General features: G+C 73.6%; 17 protein-coding genes. 9 read left to right on the forward strand and 8 right to left on the reverse strand.

What is annotated here, in order from left to right; genetic code table 11:
* Positions 1–93 precede the first annotated feature (93 nt).
* A complete protein-coding gene (locus E2C06_RS25975; protein WP_133291495.1) occupies positions 94–405 on the reverse strand; it encodes a hypothetical protein in 312 nt (103 codons plus the stop codon).
* Between the two features lie 260 nt (positions 406–665).
* Here E2C06_RS25975 and E2C06_RS25980 point away from each other — a divergent pair, with 260 nt between their 5' ends.
* Entirely contained in the window at positions 666–935 is a 270-nt protein-coding gene (locus tag E2C06_RS25980) for a phage tail protein (protein WP_133291496.1), read from the forward strand.
* Between the two features lie 134 nt (positions 936–1,069).
* Here E2C06_RS25980 and E2C06_RS25985 read toward each other — a convergent pair whose 3' ends face one another.
* From E2C06_RS25985 to E2C06_RS26000, 4 genes are all read right to left on the reverse strand, one after another.
* Complete coding sequence (locus E2C06_RS25985) at positions 1,070–2,545, reverse strand: protein adenylyltransferase SelO (RefSeq protein WP_133291497.1); 1,476 nt, start codon at positions 2,543–2,545, stop codon at positions 1,070–1,072.
* Between the two features lie 326 nt (positions 2,546–2,871).
* Positions 2,872–3,924: a zinc-binding alcohol dehydrogenase family protein gene (locus tag E2C06_RS25990; protein WP_133291498.1), complete on the reverse strand. Its 1,053-nt coding sequence runs from the start codon at positions 3,922–3,924 to the stop codon at positions 2,872–2,874.
* 81 nt (positions 3,925–4,005) lie between these two features.
* Entirely contained in the window at positions 4,006–5,136 is a 1,131-nt protein-coding gene (locus E2C06_RS25995) for a hypothetical protein (protein WP_133291499.1), read from the reverse strand.
* Between the two features lie 32 nt (positions 5,137–5,168).
* Positions 5,169–5,783: an ABC transporter substrate-binding protein gene (locus E2C06_RS26000; RefSeq protein WP_133291500.1), complete on the reverse strand. Its 615-nt coding sequence runs from the start codon at positions 5,781–5,783 to the stop codon at positions 5,169–5,171.
* Between the two features lie 115 nt (positions 5,784–5,898).
* Between E2C06_RS26000 and hpnA the strand changes: the two genes are divergently transcribed.
* The 4 genes from hpnA (at position 5,899) to E2C06_RS26020 (ending at position 11,181) form a co-directional block, all read left to right on the forward strand.
* Complete coding sequence (hpnA, locus tag E2C06_RS26005; protein WP_133291501.1) at positions 5,899–6,891, forward strand: hopanoid-associated sugar epimerase; 993 nt, start codon at positions 5,899–5,901, stop codon at positions 6,889–6,891.
* A gap of 79 nt (positions 6,892–6,970) precedes the next feature.
* Positions 6,971–8,224: a glycosyltransferase gene (locus E2C06_RS26010; protein WP_133291502.1), complete on the forward strand. Its 1,254-nt coding sequence runs from the start codon at positions 6,971–6,973 to the stop codon at positions 8,222–8,224.
* Between the two features lie 133 nt (positions 8,225–8,357).
* On the forward strand, positions 8,358–10,391 hold the full coding sequence (shc, locus tag E2C06_RS26015; RefSeq protein WP_133291523.1) for a squalene--hopene cyclase: 2,034 nt from the start codon (positions 8,358–8,360) through the stop codon (positions 10,389–10,391).
* Between the two features lie 133 nt (positions 10,392–10,524).
* Positions 10,525–11,181, forward strand: coding sequence for a phosphorylase family protein (locus tag E2C06_RS26020; protein WP_165982672.1), 657 nt, complete (start codon positions 10,525–10,527; stop codon positions 11,179–11,181).
* 148 nt (positions 11,182–11,329) lie between these two features.
* On the opposite strand, the gene E2C06_RS26025 is transcribed toward E2C06_RS26020, so the two are convergent.
* Positions 11,330–12,232: a LysR substrate-binding domain-containing protein gene (locus tag E2C06_RS26025; protein ID WP_133291504.1), complete on the reverse strand. Its 903-nt coding sequence runs from the start codon at positions 12,230–12,232 to the stop codon at positions 11,330–11,332.
* Between the two features lie 108 nt (positions 12,233–12,340).
* On the opposite strand from E2C06_RS26025, the gene E2C06_RS26030 reads away from it, so the two are divergent.
* The 4 genes from E2C06_RS26030 to E2C06_RS26045 all read left to right on the forward strand — a co-directional run bounded on the left by E2C06_RS26030 (position 12,341) and on the right by E2C06_RS26045 (position 15,946).
* The gene (locus E2C06_RS26030; RefSeq protein WP_206664696.1) at positions 12,341–13,162 is read left to right on the forward strand and encodes a class II aldolase/adducin family protein; all 822 of its coding nucleotides are present in this window, start codon (positions 12,341–12,343) and stop codon (positions 13,160–13,162) included.
* Positions 13,163–13,330: 168 nt separating this feature from the next.
* Positions 13,331–14,569 (forward strand): MFS transporter, encoded by a 1,239-nt coding sequence (locus E2C06_RS26035; protein ID WP_133291506.1) that lies wholly within the window; start codon positions 13,331–13,333, stop codon positions 14,567–14,569.
* Between the two features lie 120 nt (positions 14,570–14,689).
* Complete coding sequence (locus E2C06_RS26040) at positions 14,690–15,730, forward strand: carboxypeptidase regulatory-like domain-containing protein (RefSeq protein WP_133291507.1); 1,041 nt, start codon at positions 14,690–14,692, stop codon at positions 15,728–15,730.
* 15 nt (positions 15,731–15,745) lie between these two features.
* A complete protein-coding gene (locus E2C06_RS26045; protein WP_133291508.1) occupies positions 15,746–15,946 on the forward strand; it encodes an NHL repeat-containing protein in 201 nt (66 codons plus the stop codon).
* Between the two features lie 128 nt (positions 15,947–16,074).
* On the opposite strand, the gene E2C06_RS26050 is transcribed toward E2C06_RS26045, so the two are convergent.
* Together E2C06_RS26050 and E2C06_RS26055 are read right to left on the reverse strand one after the other, a co-directional pair.
* Positions 16,075–17,040, reverse strand: coding sequence for a Bug family tripartite tricarboxylate transporter substrate binding protein (locus E2C06_RS26050; protein WP_133291509.1), 966 nt, complete (start codon positions 17,038–17,040; stop codon positions 16,075–16,077).
* Between the two features lie 156 nt (positions 17,041–17,196).
* Entirely contained in the window at positions 17,197–18,423 is a 1,227-nt protein-coding gene (locus E2C06_RS26055; protein ID WP_133291510.1) for a cytochrome P450, read from the reverse strand.
* Positions 18,424–18,440 lie beyond the last annotated feature (17 nt).

The following is an 18,440-nucleotide window of genomic DNA, read 5'->3' on the forward strand; positions in this document are numbered from 1 at the left end:
CCACCGCATCACTGCCACGCATCCCCACCCCGCTCGCTGCCAGGGGCAGGGAACCATGCAGGCGGCATCGTCACAACGAATTTCAGCAGCCTGCTAGAAGAGGACATGCGCCGGAGCGGGCATCCCGCCGCCTTCGCCGGAGTAGCGCGGCGCCGGGTTCGCGTCCTTCGTGGCATCCCTGACCTGCGGGGGCTGATCCGATCCGGCCCCCTGCCGCGCCGGGCCGGCCTGGCCGCGGCGGCCGGCCGCTGCGGCGCAGGCGGCGGCGTTGCCAGCCCGGCAGTCGCGGTCCAACGCGGCTTGCCCGGCCGGCGTCCCGGAAGGCGAGGTCCGGAGCGGGGTCTGGGCCAAGCCCAGGGCGGGGGCGGTCAGCACCGCCGCCGCGACGACAATCCCGAAACGCATGGCGCGTCCTCCCTCGAGAAGCGACCTGCCTGCCGGCGTCCCGCGGGACACGGCGGGCGGCCGGTCGCAGGGGCATCAACCGGGCTGGCAGCCGCCCGTTCCGCGCCGTTGCGCCCTCGCCGCGGACCGCGGGGGACGCGGCAGCGGACCAGGCGGATCACATCGGGCTGGCAACGAAACACAGAAACATGGTCGAATATCATTGCCGCCCCGGTTGGGAGTCCGCCTCGCCGGCGCACCGCATGCAAGGGGATGACGCCATGGGACCGGATAGCTACCTCGCCGCTGTCGGACTGTTCGCGGCACCTTCGCGCCGAAGACCTGGGCCGATTGTCGACGGCACCCTGCTGCAGATCAGCCGGAATGCGGCGCTGTTCTCGCTGACCGGCACCACCTATGGCGGCGACGGGCGGCAGACCTTCGCCCTGCCCGACCTCCGCGCCGGGGATGCGGAGGGCCAGCCGGTGCCCTTCACCGGCGGCTGCCGGAGCAGCATCTGCGTGAGCGGGATCTATCCCGAAAGGCCCTGAGGGGGTCGGAAAGCAAGGCCAGGGAAGACATGTCCTCCCTGTACCTTCGTCGATTTCCTTGAGGCGGCAGCCGACCCACGGGAAGGAAGGGTGGGATCTGGGCAGAACATGCGTCTCCCTCCCCGGCCTTGCCGTCAGGTCCCGCAGAAGGTCTGCAGCACCCGCTCCTCCGGCTGCGGCGGCAGGGTGTAGCGCTCGAGCCCCGGGCGGTCCTCGTAAGGCCGTGCCGTGGCATCGAGCAGCGCCTCGAAGACCGAAAGGTCGCCGCGCTCCACCGCGGCGACGATCGCCGCTTCCATCTGGTGGTTGCGCGGGATGATGGCGGGGTTCACCGCCTGCATCGCCTGCGCGCGCTCCGCCGGGGCCACCGCCTCCTCCGCCAGCCGGGCGCGCCAGCCGGCCGCCCAGCCGTCATAGGCCGCGGGGTCGGCAAACAGCGCCCGTGCCGCGGCATCGCCCGCCGGCCCCGTCGCCGCGCCGCAGAGCGCGCGGAAGGTCAGGGTGAAGTCGGCGCCGTTCGCCTGCATCCGCGCCAGCAGGTCCTCGGCCAGGGCAAGGTCCGCCTCGCGCGCCTGGGTCAAGCCCAGCTTGCGGCGGAGGCCGGCATGCCAGGCCGCCTCGAAGGCCGGGGCGAAGCGGGCGAGCTGTTCCTTCGCGCGCTCGATCGCCGGCTCGGTCTCGGCATCCAGCAGCGGCAGCAGCGCCTCGGCCAGCCGGGTCAGGTTCCAGTGCACGATTCCGGGCTGGTTGGCATAGGCGTAGCGGCCGTAATGATCGATCGAGCTGAACACCGTCTTCGGGTCATAGGCATCCATGAAGGCGCAGGGGCCGTAGTCGATCGTTTCCCCGGATATGGTGCAGTTGTCGGTGTTCATCACGCCGTGGATGAAGCCGATCAGCATCCATTGCTCGATCAGCCGCGCCTGCGCCTCGACCACCGCGCCGAGGAAGGCGCGGTGGGGGTGCGAGGCCCCGGCCAAGTCGGGGTAGTGCCGGGCGATGGCATAGTCGGCCAGGATCCGCAGCGCGTCCTCGTCCTGCCGCGCCGCGAAGAACTGGAAGGTGCCGACCCGCAGGTGGCTGGCGGCGACGCGGGTCAGCACGGCGCCGGGCAGCGGCGTTTCCCGCTGCACCGGCTCCCCAGTGGTCACCGCCGCCAGGCTGCGGGTGGTCGGCACGCCGAGGGCGAACATCGCCTCCGAGATCACGTATTCCCGCAGCACCGGGCCGAGCGCGGCGCGGCCGTCGCCGCCGCGGGAGAAGGGCGTGCGGCCGGAACCCTTGAGCTGGATGTCGCGGCGGAAGCCGTCGCGTCCCACCACCTCGCCCAGCAGGATGGCGCGGCCGTCGCCGAGCTGCGGGGAGAAGCCGCCGAACTGGTGGCCGGCATAGGCCTGGGCGAGCGGCTCCGCCCCTTCCGGCACGCTGTTGCCGGCCAGCACCGCGACGCCCTCGGGCGAGGCCAGCGCCGCGGCATCGACGCCGAGCACCGCCGCCAGCGCCCTGTTGACCCGGACCAGGGCGGGGGCGGCGACCGGGGCCGGGGGCATGCGGACGTGGAAGCGGTCGGGCAGGCGGGCATAGGTGTTGTCGAATGCGAAAAGGGCCATGCGGCGGAATCTCCGGGGGCTTTCGTCCCAGGTCGGGTCTCCGCGGTGCGGAGGCAAGGCCGCGGCGGGGGGCGCGGCGCGACGCCACGCTTGCGGCCCGTACCGGGCAGGCGTATAGGAATATAGTCAAAGCCAAGGATCCGCCCTGGGCACCTCCGGGCTTTGTCCGAAAGGCGGGAGGGCACCCGCGCTTGAGCGCCTCAAACCCTGAAATCCTCAATTGCCGCCGCGGCAAGTCCCTGGCCAAGCTGGAAAAAGCCGCTCCGGCCCGGCTGCCGCCTCAATCCAGTTGAGGCGATTTGAAGCCCAAGGCGGCGCGGCCCCGGTCAGAACCCCTCCAGCACCGCCTTGCCGCGCATGGTCCCGGCCTCGACCAGTGCATGCGCCTGGCGCAGGTTGGCCGCGTCGATCCGCCCGAGGTGCCGCGTCACGGTGTGGCGGATGCGGCCGGCATCGACCAGCCCGGCGACCTCGGCCAGCAGCCGGTGCTGCTCCGCCATGTCGGGGGTCTGGAACAGCGCGCGGGCGAACATGCCCTCGAAGACCAGGCCGGCGGATTTCGGCCGCAGCGCCTGCACGTCGATGCCGCCGGTGGCGTCGATCACGCAGACCAGGCCGAAGGGGGCGAGCAGCTTGCAGATCGCGCCCCAATGCGCGTCGGTCCGGTTGATCCCGAACACGTAGGGCACCCGCAGTCCCAGCGCCTTCACCTGCGCCGGCAGGTCGCCGGCATGGTCGAGCACCTGGTGCGCGCCGAGCGAGAGGCACCAGTCCCGCGTTTCCGGCCGCGAGGCGGTGGCGAGCACCGTCAGCCCGGTGAGCTGCCGCGCCAGCTGGATGGCGATCGAGGCGACGCCGCCGCCGCCGCCGAGGATCAGCACGGCATCGCCGCCCCGCGCGACGGCCGCGGCGCCGTCGGGCGCGGAGGCCTGGACCGGCCGGGCAAGGCGCGGGACGCGCAGCCGCTCGAACAGCGCCTCGTAGGCGGTGATGGTGGTCAGCGGCAGCGCCGCCGCCTCGGCGAAGGAGAGGCTCGCGGGCTTCGGGCCGGTGATGCGCTCGTCCACCAGCTGCAGCTCGGCATTGCTGCCGGGTCGGTTGACGACGCCGGCATAGGCCACGGCGTCCCCGGGGCGGAACAGGGTGCAGTCCGGCCCGACGGCGCGGACCACGCCGGCGGCATCGAAGCCCAGCACCCGCGGCTTCCCGCCCGGGTCGGCCGCGGCGCGCTGCTTGGCATCGACGGGGTTGACCGAGACGGCGCGGACCTCGACCAGCAGCTCCCGCCCCTGCGGCGCGGCGGGATCGGGCAGGTCGAGGTCGAGCAGCGCCTCGGGGTGGTCGATGGGGTGACTGTGGGCATAGCCGATGGCCTTCATGGGGGTCCCTCCGTTCGGGCGGGACGCTAGCGCGGCTGGCCTCCGGACGTGAAGGCGCCGCCGCCGCGGCTGGCCCGGCCGTCAGCGCACCAGCCGCAGCGTCCCGGTCGAGGGGATCTCGCCCGCCGATTTCTGCAAGTTCAGCAGCTGCGCCGTCAGCGCCAGCACGGAGAGCGTCAGGTCCTCCCGCGCATCCTGCTCGGCCACCCACCACTGGGCGCCGCGATAGGCCACCGCCAGGCGCGGCCGCGGCGGCGGCGCCGGCCAGAGCCGGAACAGCCGCGGCGTCGCCTCGCCGATGCGGATGCGGACGGGCTGCCCCGTCTCCTCCCGCCGCTGCAGGGCGCCGAGGTAGCGCAGCACCTCCTCGACCGAGCGGAGGTACCAGCCGAGCCCGGCCACCGCGGCGTGGCCGGGCGGCAGGGGGTGGTCGACCACCTCCTCGGCGGTGCAGGGATCGCCCTCCTGGTTCATCGGCGAGACCTGCGGCGCCTCGTTGTCCATGGCCAGGGCGCGGTAGCGGCCGCCGCCCTCGGCGACGCAGAGCGCGAGCTGGCCGACCGGGCGATAGAGCCGCCAGCCCGGCCCGTCCGGCCGCAGCGAGACGCCGGGCTGGCGCAGGTCGGACAGGATCTCGGGCGCCGCGGCCTGGGCGGCGGTCAACCGCGGCCCGAGCGGGATCAGCCGGGTGTAGCCGTTGAACTGCAGCCGGCCGTGCCGGGTCAGCGCCTCGACCGCCGCGGCGAAGTCCGGGCTGCCCGGAACGTTCGGGATCGTGCGGCCGCCCGGCCCCTCGTCGAAGCGGGAGACGAGGAGGTGCAGCAGCAGCGGGTCCGGCAGGCCGTGGTCGGACAGCAGCCGGAACAGCGCCGGGTCGATCGGCCGCAGCAGGCCGCGGGCGAATTCCTGCCGGTCCAGCGGGCCGATGTCGAAGCTCGGGTTGGAGGCGACGAGCCCGGCCGGCTGCACGCCGTTGTTCACCGCGGTCAGGTCGTAGCCGATTCCGGCCGAGACGGTGAAGGCGCCGTGGATGGCGCCGATGGTGGTGAAGTGCAGCGGCGCCCCGTCCCGGGCGCGGAGGATGTTGACCACCAGCAGCGTGTCGGCGGCCTGTTCCACCGAATGGTTGTAGTCGACGCTATGCGTGCCGATGACGCCCGAGAGCGAGCAGCCCGGCAGCAGCAGGGCGAGGAGGAGGAGGGCGCGGGTCATGCCGGAGCCACAACGCCAGCGGCGGACTGCCGCTAGCCCTGCAGCAGCGCCGCCGTCCGCCGCCGCAGCTCCGCCTCCAGCCGCGGCGCGCCGCCCTCCCGCAGCAGGGCGGTGAACTCGGCGCGGCGGCTGGCGAGCTCGCTCACCGTGCCGCTGAGGTAGACGTCGACCACCCGCCAGGCGCCGCCGAAGTCGCGCAGGAGGTAGTTCAGCACGACCGGCTCCTCCTGCGGCCGCACCAGCTGGGTGCGGACCAGCCGGTCGCCGCTCTGCAGGGTGTTCTCGCCGGTCGTCCGGAAGCTCTCGCCCGAATAGCCGTCGAAGCGGTGGGCGAAGGTGGCGATGGACCAGTCGGAGAAGGCGCGGATGAGGGCCTGCTGGTCGGCGGGCGGGATCTGCGTCCAGGCCGGGCCGATGGAGATGCGGGTCATCGCCTCGAGGTTGAAGGCCTTCGCCATGACCGGCCGCAGCCGCTGCTCCCGGCCGCGGATGCCGAGCGCCCGGGCGTTCTTCATGATGTCCAGCAGCGTGGCGTTGAAGCCCTCGATCACCGCCGCCGGAGCGGCCTGGGCGCGGGCGGCGGCCGGCGCGAGGGCCGCGAGGGCGGCGGCGAAGAGGAGCAGGGGGCGGCGGGGCAGGGAGGTCATGCGGCGCGGCTTACCACGCGCCGCGGGGGGCGGGCGACCGGGGCGCGGATCAAGCCGGCTGGAAAAGCGGCGGCGGCCGGGCCACAACCCGGCCTGGGAAGCGGGGCGGGGGTGCATGGCGGATCGCGTGATGCTGACGGGGGGAACCGGGTTCCTCGGCTCCGCCATCGCCCGCGCCCTGGTGGCGGGGGGATACGAGGTCCGCGCCCTGGCCCGGCCCGGCACGCCGCGGGACGTGCTGGACGGCGTGCCGGTGGACTACTGCCCCGGCGACCTGACCGACGCGGCCTCGCTCGCCGCCGCCGTGCGGGGCTGCGCCGCCGTGCTCCACTGCGCCGCCGACTACCGCATCTGGGTGCCCGACCCCGCGCGGATGGATGCCGTGAACGTGGCGGGGACCGGGGCGGTGATGCGGGCGGCGCTGGCCGAGGGCTGCGGCCGCGTCGTCCATGTCTCCTCCGTCGCCACGCTGAAGCCGCGCGCGGACGGTGCCCCGGCGACCGAGGCGGATGCCGCAACGCCGGCGGAGGCGATCGGCCCCTACAAGCGCAGCAAGACCGAGGCCGAGCGACTGGTCGAGCGGCTGGTGGCCGAGGAGGCGTTGCCCGCGGTCATCGTCAACCCCTCGACGCCGATCGGCCCGCGCGACCGCCGCCCGACGCCCACCGGGCGGATCATCCAGGAGGCGGCGCGGGGGAAGATGCCGGCCTATCTCGATACCGGGCTGAACCTGGTGCATGTCGAGGACGTCGCCGCCGGCTGCGTCGCCGCGCTGACCCGCGGCGCGGTGGGGGAGCGGCATATCCTGGGCGGGGAGGACGTGCCGCTCGGCGACCTGCTGGCGCGGATCGCGGCGATCTTCGGCCACCGGCGCCCGGTGCGGCTGCCGCGCTGGCCGCTCTGGCCGCTGGCGCTGGGGGCGGAGGCGGCGGCGCGGGTGACGGGGCGGGAGCCGATGCTGACCCTCGACGGGCTGCGGATGGCCGGGCACCGCATGTACTTCTCCTCGGCCAAGGCCGAAGCGGTGCTCGGCTACCGCGCCCGGCCCTGGCAGGAGGGGGTGGCGGATGCCGTCACCTGGTTCCGCGAGCGGGGGATGCTGCGATGACGGGCCGGGATGCCACCCAGCGCGGGCGCCGCCGCGCTCCGGCATCGGCTGCGCGGCCCGCGCCGCGGGGGCGGCGCGCATGACCGCGCTGCTGGTCGGCCTCGCCGCATGCCTGGCCTGGGCGGTGCTGCTGCTCGGGCGGGGAATGTTCTGGCTGGCGCGGGACGACGATGGCGGCGCGGCGCGGCTGCCCGACCCCGCGGCCTGGCCGGGCGTCATCGCCATCGTCCCGGCGCGGGACGAGGCGGCGACGATCGGCGCCACCGTCGCCTCGCTGCTGGCGCAGGACTATCCCGGCACCTTCCGGCTGGTCGTGGTCGACGACCGCTCGACCGATGGCACCGGTGACCTGGCCCGCGCCGCCGCCGCCGGCGACCCGCGGCTGGTGGTGGTGCAGGGCGGGGCGCGGGCGCCGGGCTGGACCGGCAAGCTTTGGGCGCTGGAGCAGGGGTTGCGGGCGGCGCCGGGGGCGCCGGACTATTGGCTCTTCACCGATGCCGATATCCGCCACGCGCCCGACAGCCTGCGGATGCTGGTGCGGCGCGCCTGTGCCGTCCGGTCGCCCGAAGGCGCAGCCGGAAGGTGTGGATCGGCCGGCGAAACGCCTGCCGAAGGCCGGGTGCTCGTCTCGCTCATGGCCCGGCTGCGCTGCGAGAGCCCGGCCGAGCGCTGGCTGATCCCGGCCTTCATCTTCTTCTTCCAGATGCTCTACCCCTTCCGCTGGTCGAACGACCCGCGTGCCCGCACCGCGGCGGCGGCGGGCGGCTGCGTGCTGGTCGACCGTGCCGCCTTCGAGCGCGCCGGCGGCCTGGCGCCGATCCGCGGCGCGCTGATCGACGACTGCGCCCTGGCGCGGCGGATGAAGGCGGTGGGGCCGATCTGGACCGGGCTGACCGAGCGGGTGGACAGCCTGCGGCCCTATCAGGATGTCGGGCCGATCCGGCGGATGGTGGCGCGGACCGCCTATGCCCAGCTCGGCTACCGCGTCGCGGCGCTGGCCGGGATGATCGCCGCCCTGGCGCTGGTCTTCCTGGCGCCGCCGCTGCTGGCGGTGCTCGCCACCGGCGCCGCGGCGGCGCTTGGCGCCCTGGCCTGGGCGGCCATGGCTGTGGCTTTCGCGCCAATGCTCCGGCGATTCGGGCTGTCGCGGCTTCGTGGCCTTGCCCTGCCCGGCATCGCCGCGGCCTACATGGCGTTCACGCTGGACTCGGCGCTGGCGGAGTGGCGCGGCCGCGGCGGCATGTGGAAGGGCGAGGCAGGCCCCCGCAGGGACGCCGAGGACGCGCCAATACCGGACAGTTCTTCCATGAATCGAGCCACACTGCCGCATTAAAGCCGCAACACCTGCGCCGGTGGGACTTCGCAGGCGCAAAAAACCGACGTATTCGATCTGGAATGGAGCCATCCCGCGCCGCACCCCTGGGTACGGTAAGGCTGGCGAGGAGAGAGTGTTCGCCTTGTCGACGATGCAGGACCTAGCCGCGGTGGCGGCGCGGCCGGACCTTTCGCTGGCCGAAACGCTCACCGAAGCCCACCGGTCGCCGCTCGACGCTGCCATCGGCCGCGCCACCGGCAACCTGCTGCGGCGCCAGCAGGCCGACGGCCACTGGGTCTTCGAGCTGGAGGCCGACGCCACCATCCCGGCCGAGTACGTCATGCTTCGCCGCTTCTTCGGCCGGCAGGACCCGGCGCGGGAGGCGCGGATCGGCCGCTACCTCCGCCGCGTCCAGGCGCAGGAGGCGGCGCGTTGCGGCGGCGGCTGGCCCCTGTTCCATCGCGGGCCGCTCGACGTCTCCTGCTCGGTGAAAGCCTATTTCGCGCTGCGCCTGATCGGCGATGCCGAGGACGCGCCGCACATGCTGCGCGCCCGCGCCGCGATCCTGGCGGCCGGCGGGGCGGAGCGCTGCAACGTCTTCACCCGGGCGACCCTGGCGCTGTTCGGCCAGGTGCCCTGGCATGCCGTGCCGGTGATGCCGCCGGAACTCACGCTGCTGCCGCGCTGGTTCCCCTTCCATCTCTCGAAGGTCAGCTACTGGGCCCGCACCGTTCTGGTGCCGCTGACCGTGGTGATGGCCCGCCGGCCGCCGCCGGTGGCGCCGATCAGGGTTTCGCTGCGCGGGCTGTTCCGCACCCCGCCCGAGCAGGTGAAGCGCTGGCCCGGCGGTGCCCATGCGGCGCAGCCCTGGAAGGGCATCTTCGCCCGGCTGGACCGGGAGCTGCAGCGCACCCAGCACCTGTTTCCCGCCAGCATCCGCAGCCGGGCGGAAGCAAAGGCCGAGGCCTTCGTCACCGAGCGGCTGAACGGCGAGGACGGGCTCGGCGCCATCTACCCGGCCATGGCCAATGCCATCTGGATGTACCATTGCCTCGGCGTCGCCGAGGACGACCCGCGGCTGGTGACCGCCTGGGCGGCGGTCGAGAAGCTGGTGATGGACCGGCCGGACCTCGACGAGACATACGTCCAGCCCTGTCTCTCGCCGATCTGGGACACCGCGCTGGTCAGCCACGCCCTGCTCGAGACCGGCGAGCCGGCGGCGGAGGCAGCCGTCACCCGCGGCCTGTCCTGGCTGCTGGAGCGGCAGATCACCGACGTCGCCGGCGACTGGGCCGAGGCGCGGCCGGGGGTGGCGCCCGGCGGCTGGGCCTTCCAGTACGCCAACCCGCACTACCCCGACGTGGACGACACCGCGGTGGTCGTCCTGGCGCTGGACCGGGCGGAGAAGCAGCTCGGCGGCTCCGGCTCCGCGGTGGCGCGGTCGATCTCGCTCGCCACCGACTGGGTGCTGGGGATGCAGTCGAAGGGCGGCGGCTGGGGCGCCTTCGATGCCGACAATACCCACCACCACCTGAACTCCATCCCCTTCGCCGACCATGGCGCGCTGCTCGACCCGCCGACCTCGGACGTCTCCGGCCGCTGCCTGGCGATGCTGGCGCAGCTCGGCCACGGGGCGGACAACCCCGCGGTGCGGCAGGCGATCGACTACATGCTGGCGGAACAGGAGCCGGACGGGTCCTGGTACGGCCGCTGGGGCGTCAACTACGTCTACGGCACCTGGTCGGCGGTCACCGCGCTGAACGCCGCCGGCCTGCCGCCGGAGCACCCGGCGATGCGGAAGGCCGTCACTTGGCTGAAGCGCTGCCAGAACCCCGATGGCGGCTGGGGCGAGGACGGCTTCACCTATCCCCGCCGCGGCGGCACCCGCGCCGATGCCGACATGGCGATGGGCCCGAGCACCGCGAGCCAGACCGCCTGGGCGCTGCTGGCGCTGATGGCGGCCGGCGCGGTCGAGGACCCGGCGGTCGGGCGCGGCGCCGCCTGGCTGCTGGCCCGCCAGGCCGGGGACGGGTCCTGGCCGGAGGAGGACTATACCGGCACCGGCTTCCCGCGCGTCTTCTACCTTCGCTACCACGGCTATGCGCAGCTTTTCCCGCTTTGGGCCCTGGCGCGGCTGCGCAGGCTGCGGCTGGGCAATTCGCGGCATGTGCCGCACGGCCTGTGATCGCGGCCAGGTGAGCGGGAGCGGCCGCGAATTATGGCTGAATCATGAATCAGTGGCTGCGCGGGATCCCGCTTAGCTGCTTATAATGCGCCGCAGCATCACGCCCCGCAGCCCTGGAGGACACCCCCTGTCCATGCCCCTCTCCTCGATCCTTGCCGTGGTCGGCATGCGGTCCGAGGCGGCGTTGCTCCCCCCCGAGATGCCGGTCATCGTCAGCGGCGGCGACCCGGTGCGGTTGCGGGCGCTGCTGCTGCAGGCGCCCGGAGGGCTGACGGGCGTGCTCAGCTTCGGCATCGCCGGCGGGCTGGACCCGTCGCTGATCTGCGGCGACCTGGTGGTGGCAACGCGGGTGCGCGGGCCGGGCGGCGCCTATGCCGCCGATCTCGGCTGGTCGGCGGCGCTGGCGCGGCGCTGCGGCGCGCGGCTCGGCATGGTGGCGGGCGCGCCGGGCGTGGTGGGGGAGCCGGCGCGCAAGCGTGCGCTGCGGGCCGCCACCGGCGCCCTGGTGGTGGACCTCGAGACCGAGGCGGCGGCGCATTTCGCCGCGGCCCGGCAACTGCCCTTCGCGGCGCTGCGGGCGGTGGCCGATACCGCCGAGGAGGTGCTGCCGCGCTCGGCGGCGATCGGGCTGACCCCGGATGGCCGGCCGGCGGCGGGGCGCGTGGCGCTGGCGCTGCTGCGGCAGCCGCGGGAGTTGGGCGCGCTGCTGACGGTGGCGAAGCGCAGCCGGGTGGCGCTGCAGGCGCTGGGCGGGACGCGGGACGCGCTGCGGCAGGCCTGCGCGGCGTAGAAGGTCAGGGAGGGAAAGGCATTCCCTCTCCGAACGTGTATGTTCCCCCTGGCCTTCCTTTCTGGGATTCGGCACTCGTCGCGCAACGAGTGCAGGACTCGGAAAAATAGATGAGGAGGTCCGGGGGAGAATGCGTTCTTCCCCGGCCTTACGGGGCCGTCTCCGCCAGCAGCCAGGCCCGGAAGGCCGCGATCCTCGGCACCCCGCGCTGCGCCGCCCGGGTGCAGAGGTGGTGCAGCACCCGCGGCAGGCCGCGGAACCGCCCGCCGCCGAGGACCACCAGCTCGCCCCGCGCCAGCTCCCCGGCCGCCAGCCTCGTGCTCTCGAGCGCGACGCCCACCCCTTGCGCCGCCGCGGCGATCGCCATGGCCGCCCGGTCGAAGGAGGGGCGCGGCGCCGCGGATGGCGGGCCGAGCCGGTTCAGCGCCAGCCATTCCTCCCAGCGCACCGGGCTGACCGCGGATTCGATCAGCCTCAGCCCCGCCGGCAGGGCGGGGCCGGCAAGGTCGAGCCGGGCCGCGAGTTCCGGGGCCGCCAGGGCGGTGACCAGTTCCTGGCCGAGCGGCTCGGCCACCACCCCGGGCTGGGCGGGCGCCGCGCCATAGGCAATGGCGAGGTCGATCCCCGGCTGGCGCGCCAGGTCCACCGGATCGGCGCTGGCGGTCAGCCGCAGGGTGATGCCGGGATGCCGCGCCAGGAAGCCGGGCAGCCGGGGCCCCAGCCACTGCGCGGCGAAGGAGGGCACGCAATGCAGCGCCAGCGGGGACGCGTCGGCGGCCGGCTCCGGCCGCAGCGCGGCGCAGGCGGCCTCCAGCTCGTCGAGGATCGGCGTCAGCCGGGCCAGCAGCTGCCGCCCCGCCGCGGTCGGCTCCACCCCCTGGCCGCTGCGGCGGGAGAACAGGCTGCGGCCGAGCTGCGCCTCCAGCGACCGCATCTGGTGGCTGACGGCGGAGGCGCTGAGGTGCAGCTCCGCCGCCGCCAGGGCGAAGCTTTCCAGGCGGGCCGCGGCCTCGAAGGCGCGCAAGGCGGAGAAGCTGGGAAGCTGGCGCATGCGGGACCCGTGAATCGGATTCATGACGGGTTGAAGAACCCGCGTTTGTCAACCGCGCCGCCGCGCCCGAGATTGCGGCATCGCCGCATGGCCGAGGAGGAAACCCCGATGCTCGACAACGTCCCTGGCAGGAACCGCGTCTCGATCTACCAGCCGGAGCAGGAAGGGCTGGTCTTCCCCGAGATCCCGAGCTTCGCCACCCATGCCGAAGAGCGTGACTACCGCAAGAAGCACCTGGTGGCGGCGACGCGCGCCTTCGGCATGCACGGCTTCGACTACGGCTTCGCCGGCCACCTGACGGTGCGCGACCCGGAGCACCCGGAGCTCTACTGGACCAACCCGATGTGCGTGCACTTCTCCCAGGTGAAGATGTCGAACCTGATCCTGGCCGACCACGAGGGACGGGTGGTGGAGGGCCGCTACGCCATCAACCGCGCCGGCTTCGTGCTGCATGCCGCGGTGCACGAGGAATACCCGGAGGTCATGGCGATGTGCCACGCGCACACCACCTACGGCACCGCCTGGTGCGCCACCGGCCGCAAGCTCGACATGATCAGCCAGGACGCGGCCGCCTTCTACAACGACCACGCGGTGATCGGCGCCTCCGCCGGGGCGGTCGCGGTGGAGCGCGAGAGCGGCTGGTCGGTGGCCAAGGAGATGGGCCGCAACCGCGGCATCCTGCACCAGAGCCACGGCCTGCTGACCAGCAGCCGGCACAGCATCGACGACGCCGCCTTCTGGTTCATCGCGCTGGAGCGCGCCTGCCAGCAGCAGCTGATGGTCGAGGCGACGGGGATCAAGCCGCAGCTGCTCTCCGACAAGACCGCCGCCTATAGCCGCGAGCATGTCGGCAGCGACTTCATCGGCTGGCTGCATTTCCAGACGCTGTACGACCACATCGCGGCGACCCAGCCCGACATGTTCGACTGAGGGCGGCGGCACGAAGGCTTGCCTTCGTGCTGCCCTGACGCCGGGCGCCGTCCGGCGCCCCGGACCTGCGGGCCGGGCCGTTGCGCCCCGGGCATGGGCAGCGCCGCCGGGCGTCGGTTCGGTCGACCGCCCCTCCCGCCCGGGCGCCATCCCGCCTAGAACACCGGCATGCCCCCAGCCCTGGACGTGCCCACCCCCGCGCCGCCGCAGGTCGCCGCCCCCGAGCGCCCCACGGGACCCGCGCCCGACCCGGCCATGCCGCGGATGCCCTGGGCGCTGCTGGTGGCCTGCTGCCTCGGCATGTTCGCCGCCTCCTCCTCCGGCACCACGCGGGCGCCTTTCCTCATCGACATGGCGCGCGACCTCGACACCTCGCTCGCGCTGGTCGCCAACCTGATGGCGCTGACCTCGATCGCCTGGGGCGCCGCCTCGCTCTTCGCCGGCGCCGGGTCGGACCGCTGGGGGCGGCGGCCCTTCCTGATCGGCGGGCCGGTCGGCCTGGCGCTCTGCATGGTGCTGGTCTCGCGGTCCGGCAGCTATGCCGAGGCGGCGCTGTGGTCGACCTTCGCCGGCGGCTGCGCCGGGGCCTTCACCGGCGTGCTGATGGCCGAGGCCTCGGCCCGCACCGTCGACCGCCAGCGCGGCCGGGCGCTCGGCTGGGTCATGGCCGGGCAGTCGCTGACCCTGCTGGTGGGGGTGCCGGCGGCCGCGGCGATCGGCACGCTGATCGGCTGGCGCGGGGTCAATCTCTGCGTCGCGGCGCTGGCGCTGGTCGCCGCAGCGTCCTTGTTCCTCACCACGCTGCGGCCGGTGGACGGGCCGCGGAAGGCGGGCGCCGCCGCGCCGAGCCTGCGCGCCGCGCTGTCGCCCCGGGTGCTGAACCTGCTGGCGATGGGGGTGGCGGAGCGGATCTGCTACGGGCTGACCGCGGTCTACTTCGCCACCTTCCTGCAATCGACCTACCAGCTCTCGCTCGGCCAGGTGGCGCTGCCGCTGGCGCTCTTCGCGCTCGGCAATATCGGCGGCACCATCATCGGCGGGCAGCTGGCGGACCGGCTGCGCAACCGCATGCTGACCTTCGCCGCGGCCATGGCGGCCTCCGGCCTGGTGGCGCTGGCGCTGTTCGGCTGGCAGGCCGGCCTAGTGCCGACGGTCGCCCTCGGCTTCGCCTATGTCTTCGTCAATGCCCTGGCGCGGCCGAGCCTGATGGCGGCGATGGCGAACGTGCCGGACGAGGTGCGCGGCACCGTGCTCGGGCTGAACGTCACCTCGGCCAGCTTCGGCTGGCTCGGCGCCGCATCGCTCGGCGGCTGGATGATGGCGGGCTACGGCTTCGGCGGCTTCGGCCCGCTGACCGCGGCGGTCGCGCTGCTCGGCGCCGGGCTGGCGGTCTTCGGCCGGCGCTGAGGCAGCGGCCGGGCAGCCTGCCCGGCCCGCCCTGCCGCGCCGCCCCTATTCCCAACCGGGCCGAAGCGGGCCTTCGGCTTCCCGCAACCGGCGCAGGACGCCGGAGCGGAGGGTTTGTCCATGCGTCCCCCGCCCGCCCGATGGGCCCTGCCCCTGCTTGCCATGCTGGCCTGGTCCGGCACCGCCCTCGCCCAGGGCCTCAGCGGCACGGTCCGCTCGGCCGAGGAAGGGCCGATGGGCGGCGTGCTGGTCAATGCCCGCGCCGCTGGCAGCACCATCACCGTCACCGTCGTGACCGATGCCGAGGGGCGCTTCGCCTTCCCCGCCGGCAGGCTGCCGGCGGGCCCGACCGAGCTCTCGGTCCGCGCCGCCGGCTGGGACCTGGCCGGGCCGGAGAAGGTCGAGCTGACGGCCGCGCCGGTGACCGCCGCGCTGATCCTGAATCCGGCCACGGAGCCGGCGATGCAGCTCTCGAACGCCGAATGGATCGCGAGCCTGCCGGGCGGCGATGCCGACAACCACTTCCTGCAGAACTGCACCAACTGCCACACGCTGAAGCAGCCGCTCTTCTCGGACCACGATGCGAAGGAGTTCGTCGAGGTCCAGCTGCGGATGGCGAGCTATGCCCAGGCCTCCTCGCTGCTGCGGCCGCAGGTGCTGCTGCAGGACCGCGTCGCCAACCAGTCCGCCGCGGCCCAGGCCGCGCGGCGGAAGGTTTTCGAGCGGCAGGCCGCCTACCTCGCGCAGCACAACCTGTGGCAGAAGGAGGGCTTCGACTTCAGGCTGACCCCCTTCCCCCGCCCGAGCGGCCGCGCCACCCGCATGGTGGTGACCGAATACGACCTGCCGGAGACGACGCGGCAGCCGCACGACGTCATCGTCACCGCCGACGGCATGGTCTGGTACAACAGCTTCACCGAGCAGGTGCTGGGGCGGCTCGACCCGAAGACCGGCGAGACCAGGGAATGGATGGTCCCGACGCTGAAGCCGGACAGCCCGAAGGGGTCCCTCGCGCTGCGCGCCGACCGCGACGGCAACCTGTGGATGGGCCTGTCCTACCAGGGCGGCGTCGCCCGCTTCGATCCGCGGACCGAGACCTTCCGGATGTACCCGCTGCCGGCCCGGCTGAACCGCGACAGCACCCAGACCACCGAGGTCTAGTCGCGCCACAGCCATGTGGACGGCAAGGTCTGGATCGAGGACAGCGGCACCTACTCGATCTACCGTATGGACGTGGCGAGCGGCGAGTTCGTCGAATACCTGCGGCCGCGGCCGACAAACATCCGGCGGGTCTTCGTCACCGGGGGCAAGCCGGCGACCTTCTGGGCCGGCAGCAACCACGGGGCGTCGATCGTGCGGTTGGAGCCGCTGGACTGAGGGGAAGGCAAGGCCAGGGAGGAGGTATCCTCCCCTGGACCCTTCTTTGTTTCTCCGGGTCGGGTCCCGAACCACAAGAAGGAAGGGCGGGGCTTGGGGAGGGAATACGCTTCCCTCCCCAATCTTCCTCAGTCCAACGTCAGCCCCAGCGCCTTGATGAGCGGCCAGGTGATGGCGCGCTCGGCGTCGATCCGCGCGCGGTATTCCGCGGCGGCGCCGGTCAGCGGCTCCAGCCCGATCTCCTGCATCCGCGCACGTACCGGCGCCTCGGCCAAGGTCTCCGCCAGCGACGCCGAAAGCCGCGCGGCGGCGGCATCCGGGATGCGGGCGGGCGCGGTCAGGCCCTGCCAGGCATAGGCCTCGAAACCCGGCAGCCCCGCGGCCTCGGCCACCACCGGCACGCCGGGCAGCGCCGCCTGCGGTGCCGCGGAACAGAGCGCGAGCGGGCGGACGCGGCCGGAGCGCAAGGCCTCCCCGCCCGCCGCCAGGTCCACCACCGCGGCCTCCACCGTGCCCGCCATCAGGTCGTTCAGCACCGGCGCCATGCCCCGATAGGGCACGTGGTTCAGCTTCACGCCGGCATCGCGGGCGAGGCGTTCCATCGCCAGGTGGTGCGGGCTGCCGATGCCGGGGCTGCCGTAGTCGACCGTGCCCGGCGCCGCCTTCGCGCGGTCCAGCAGCGCCCGCAGCGTGGTGGCGGCGGAGCTGGTGCGGACCGCCACCACCAGGTGGAAGCGCGCCATCAGTCCCAGCAGCCGAAGGTCCCGATCCACGTCGAAGGGCAGCGAACGGTAGAGTGCGGGATTGAAGACCAGCGTCTCGTTCCCCGCGGTGAAGACGGTATGCCCGTCCGGCTCGGCCCGCGCGGCGGCCTCGGCGCCGATATTGGTGGCCGCGCCGGGCCGGTTCTCCACCACCACGGGCTGGCCGAGCTTCGGGCCCATGGCGCTGCCGAGCAGCCGCGCCAGCACGTCGGTGCCGCCGCCGGCGGGATAGCCGACGATCCAGCGCAGCGGATGGCTCGGCGCCCATTGGGCGCGCGCGGCGAAGGGCAGCAGGGTCGTCGCCATCGCGGCGCGGCGGGTGAGCGTCATGCGGGCATCCTCGGAGGCAGCAAGGCCGGAAGGAGGTATCCTCCCTGGACCCTTCGCTAAGTCTCTGAGTCGGCGCTCGCTTCGCGGCGGCTGCCAACCCACAAAAAGGAAGGGTGGGGTTCGGGGAGGGAATACCTGTCCCTCCCCGACCTTCCCTCAGCCAAGCCTGACGGGCAGCCGGAGGAACCCCCGGAACCGCGCCCGCCCGCCCCGCACCGGCGGGGCCGAGACCGCGTAGCCCGGAAAGCGCGCGAGGAAGCGCGATATGGCGATCCGCCCCTCCAGCCGCGCCAGGGCGAGCCCCGCGCATTGATGCGCGCCGGCGGCGAAGGCCAGGTGCCGGTTCGGCATGCGGCCGATGTCGAAGCGCTCGGGGTCGGGGAACTGCGCCGGGTCACGGTTGGCGGCGCCGATGCAGAGGGTGACGAGGGTGCCGGGCGCGAGCGCTACGCCGCCGATCTCGCAGGGCGACGCCACGCCGCGGTTGCCGAGCTGGTTGGAGCTTTCGTAGCGCAGCACCTCCTCGACCGCGGCGTTGATCAGCCCGGGCTCGGCCAGCAGCCGGGCCTTCTCGGCGGGGTGGCGCAGCAACGCTTCCAGCCCGTTGCCGATCAGGTTGGTGGTGGTCTCGTGCCCCGCGTTCAGCAGGAAGATGCAGTTGTGCAGCAGCTCCGCCTCGGTCAGCCGGTCGCCGCTCTCCTCGCCCTGGATCAACCGGGTCAGCACGCAGGTGGCGGGGTCGAGCGGCGCGGCGCGGCGGCGGGCGACGAGGCCACGGAGGTATGCCAGGAATCCGGTGACGGCGGCATTGCCGCGCGCCGCGGCCTCGGGCGTCACCACGGGTTCCAGCGCGCCGAGGATCGCCAGCGACCAGCCGCGCAGCGGCCCGCGTTCCTCCGCCGGCACGCCGAGCAGGTTGCCGATCACCTCGATCGGGATGGCGGCGGCGAAGTCCTCGATCAGGTCCACCTCGCCTTTGGCCGCCATCGCGTCCAGCAGCCCCTCGACCAGCCCGACCAGCGCCGGTTCCATCCCGCCGATCGCGCGCGGCGTCAGCGCGCCCATGATCAGCCGGCGGACGCGGGTGTGCAGCGGCGGGTCGTTGAAGACGAGGCTGGTGGTGTGGTGCTCGTAGAGCGGCGTCGCGCCGTATTTCGGCGCGAACTCGACATGCTTGTCGGAGGAGAAGGTCCGCGTGTCCCGGTAGACCCGGTCGAGGTCGGCCCAGCGCGTCAGCAGGACCGAGCCGTCCGGCATGCGCTTCACCGGTGCCTGTTCGCGCAAGGCCCGGTAGGTTGGGTAGGGATCGTCGTAGAAGGATGGCGGCAGGGCGCGCAGGTCGAAGCCCCCGGCCAGCGCCGTCGCCTCGTCCAATGCTGGCATGCCGCATCCTCCCGTTC

Source organism: Dankookia rubra, assembly GCF_004355005.1.
GTDB classification, from domain to species: domain Bacteria; phylum Pseudomonadota; class Alphaproteobacteria; order Acetobacterales; family Acetobacteraceae; genus Paracraurococcus; species Paracraurococcus ruber_A.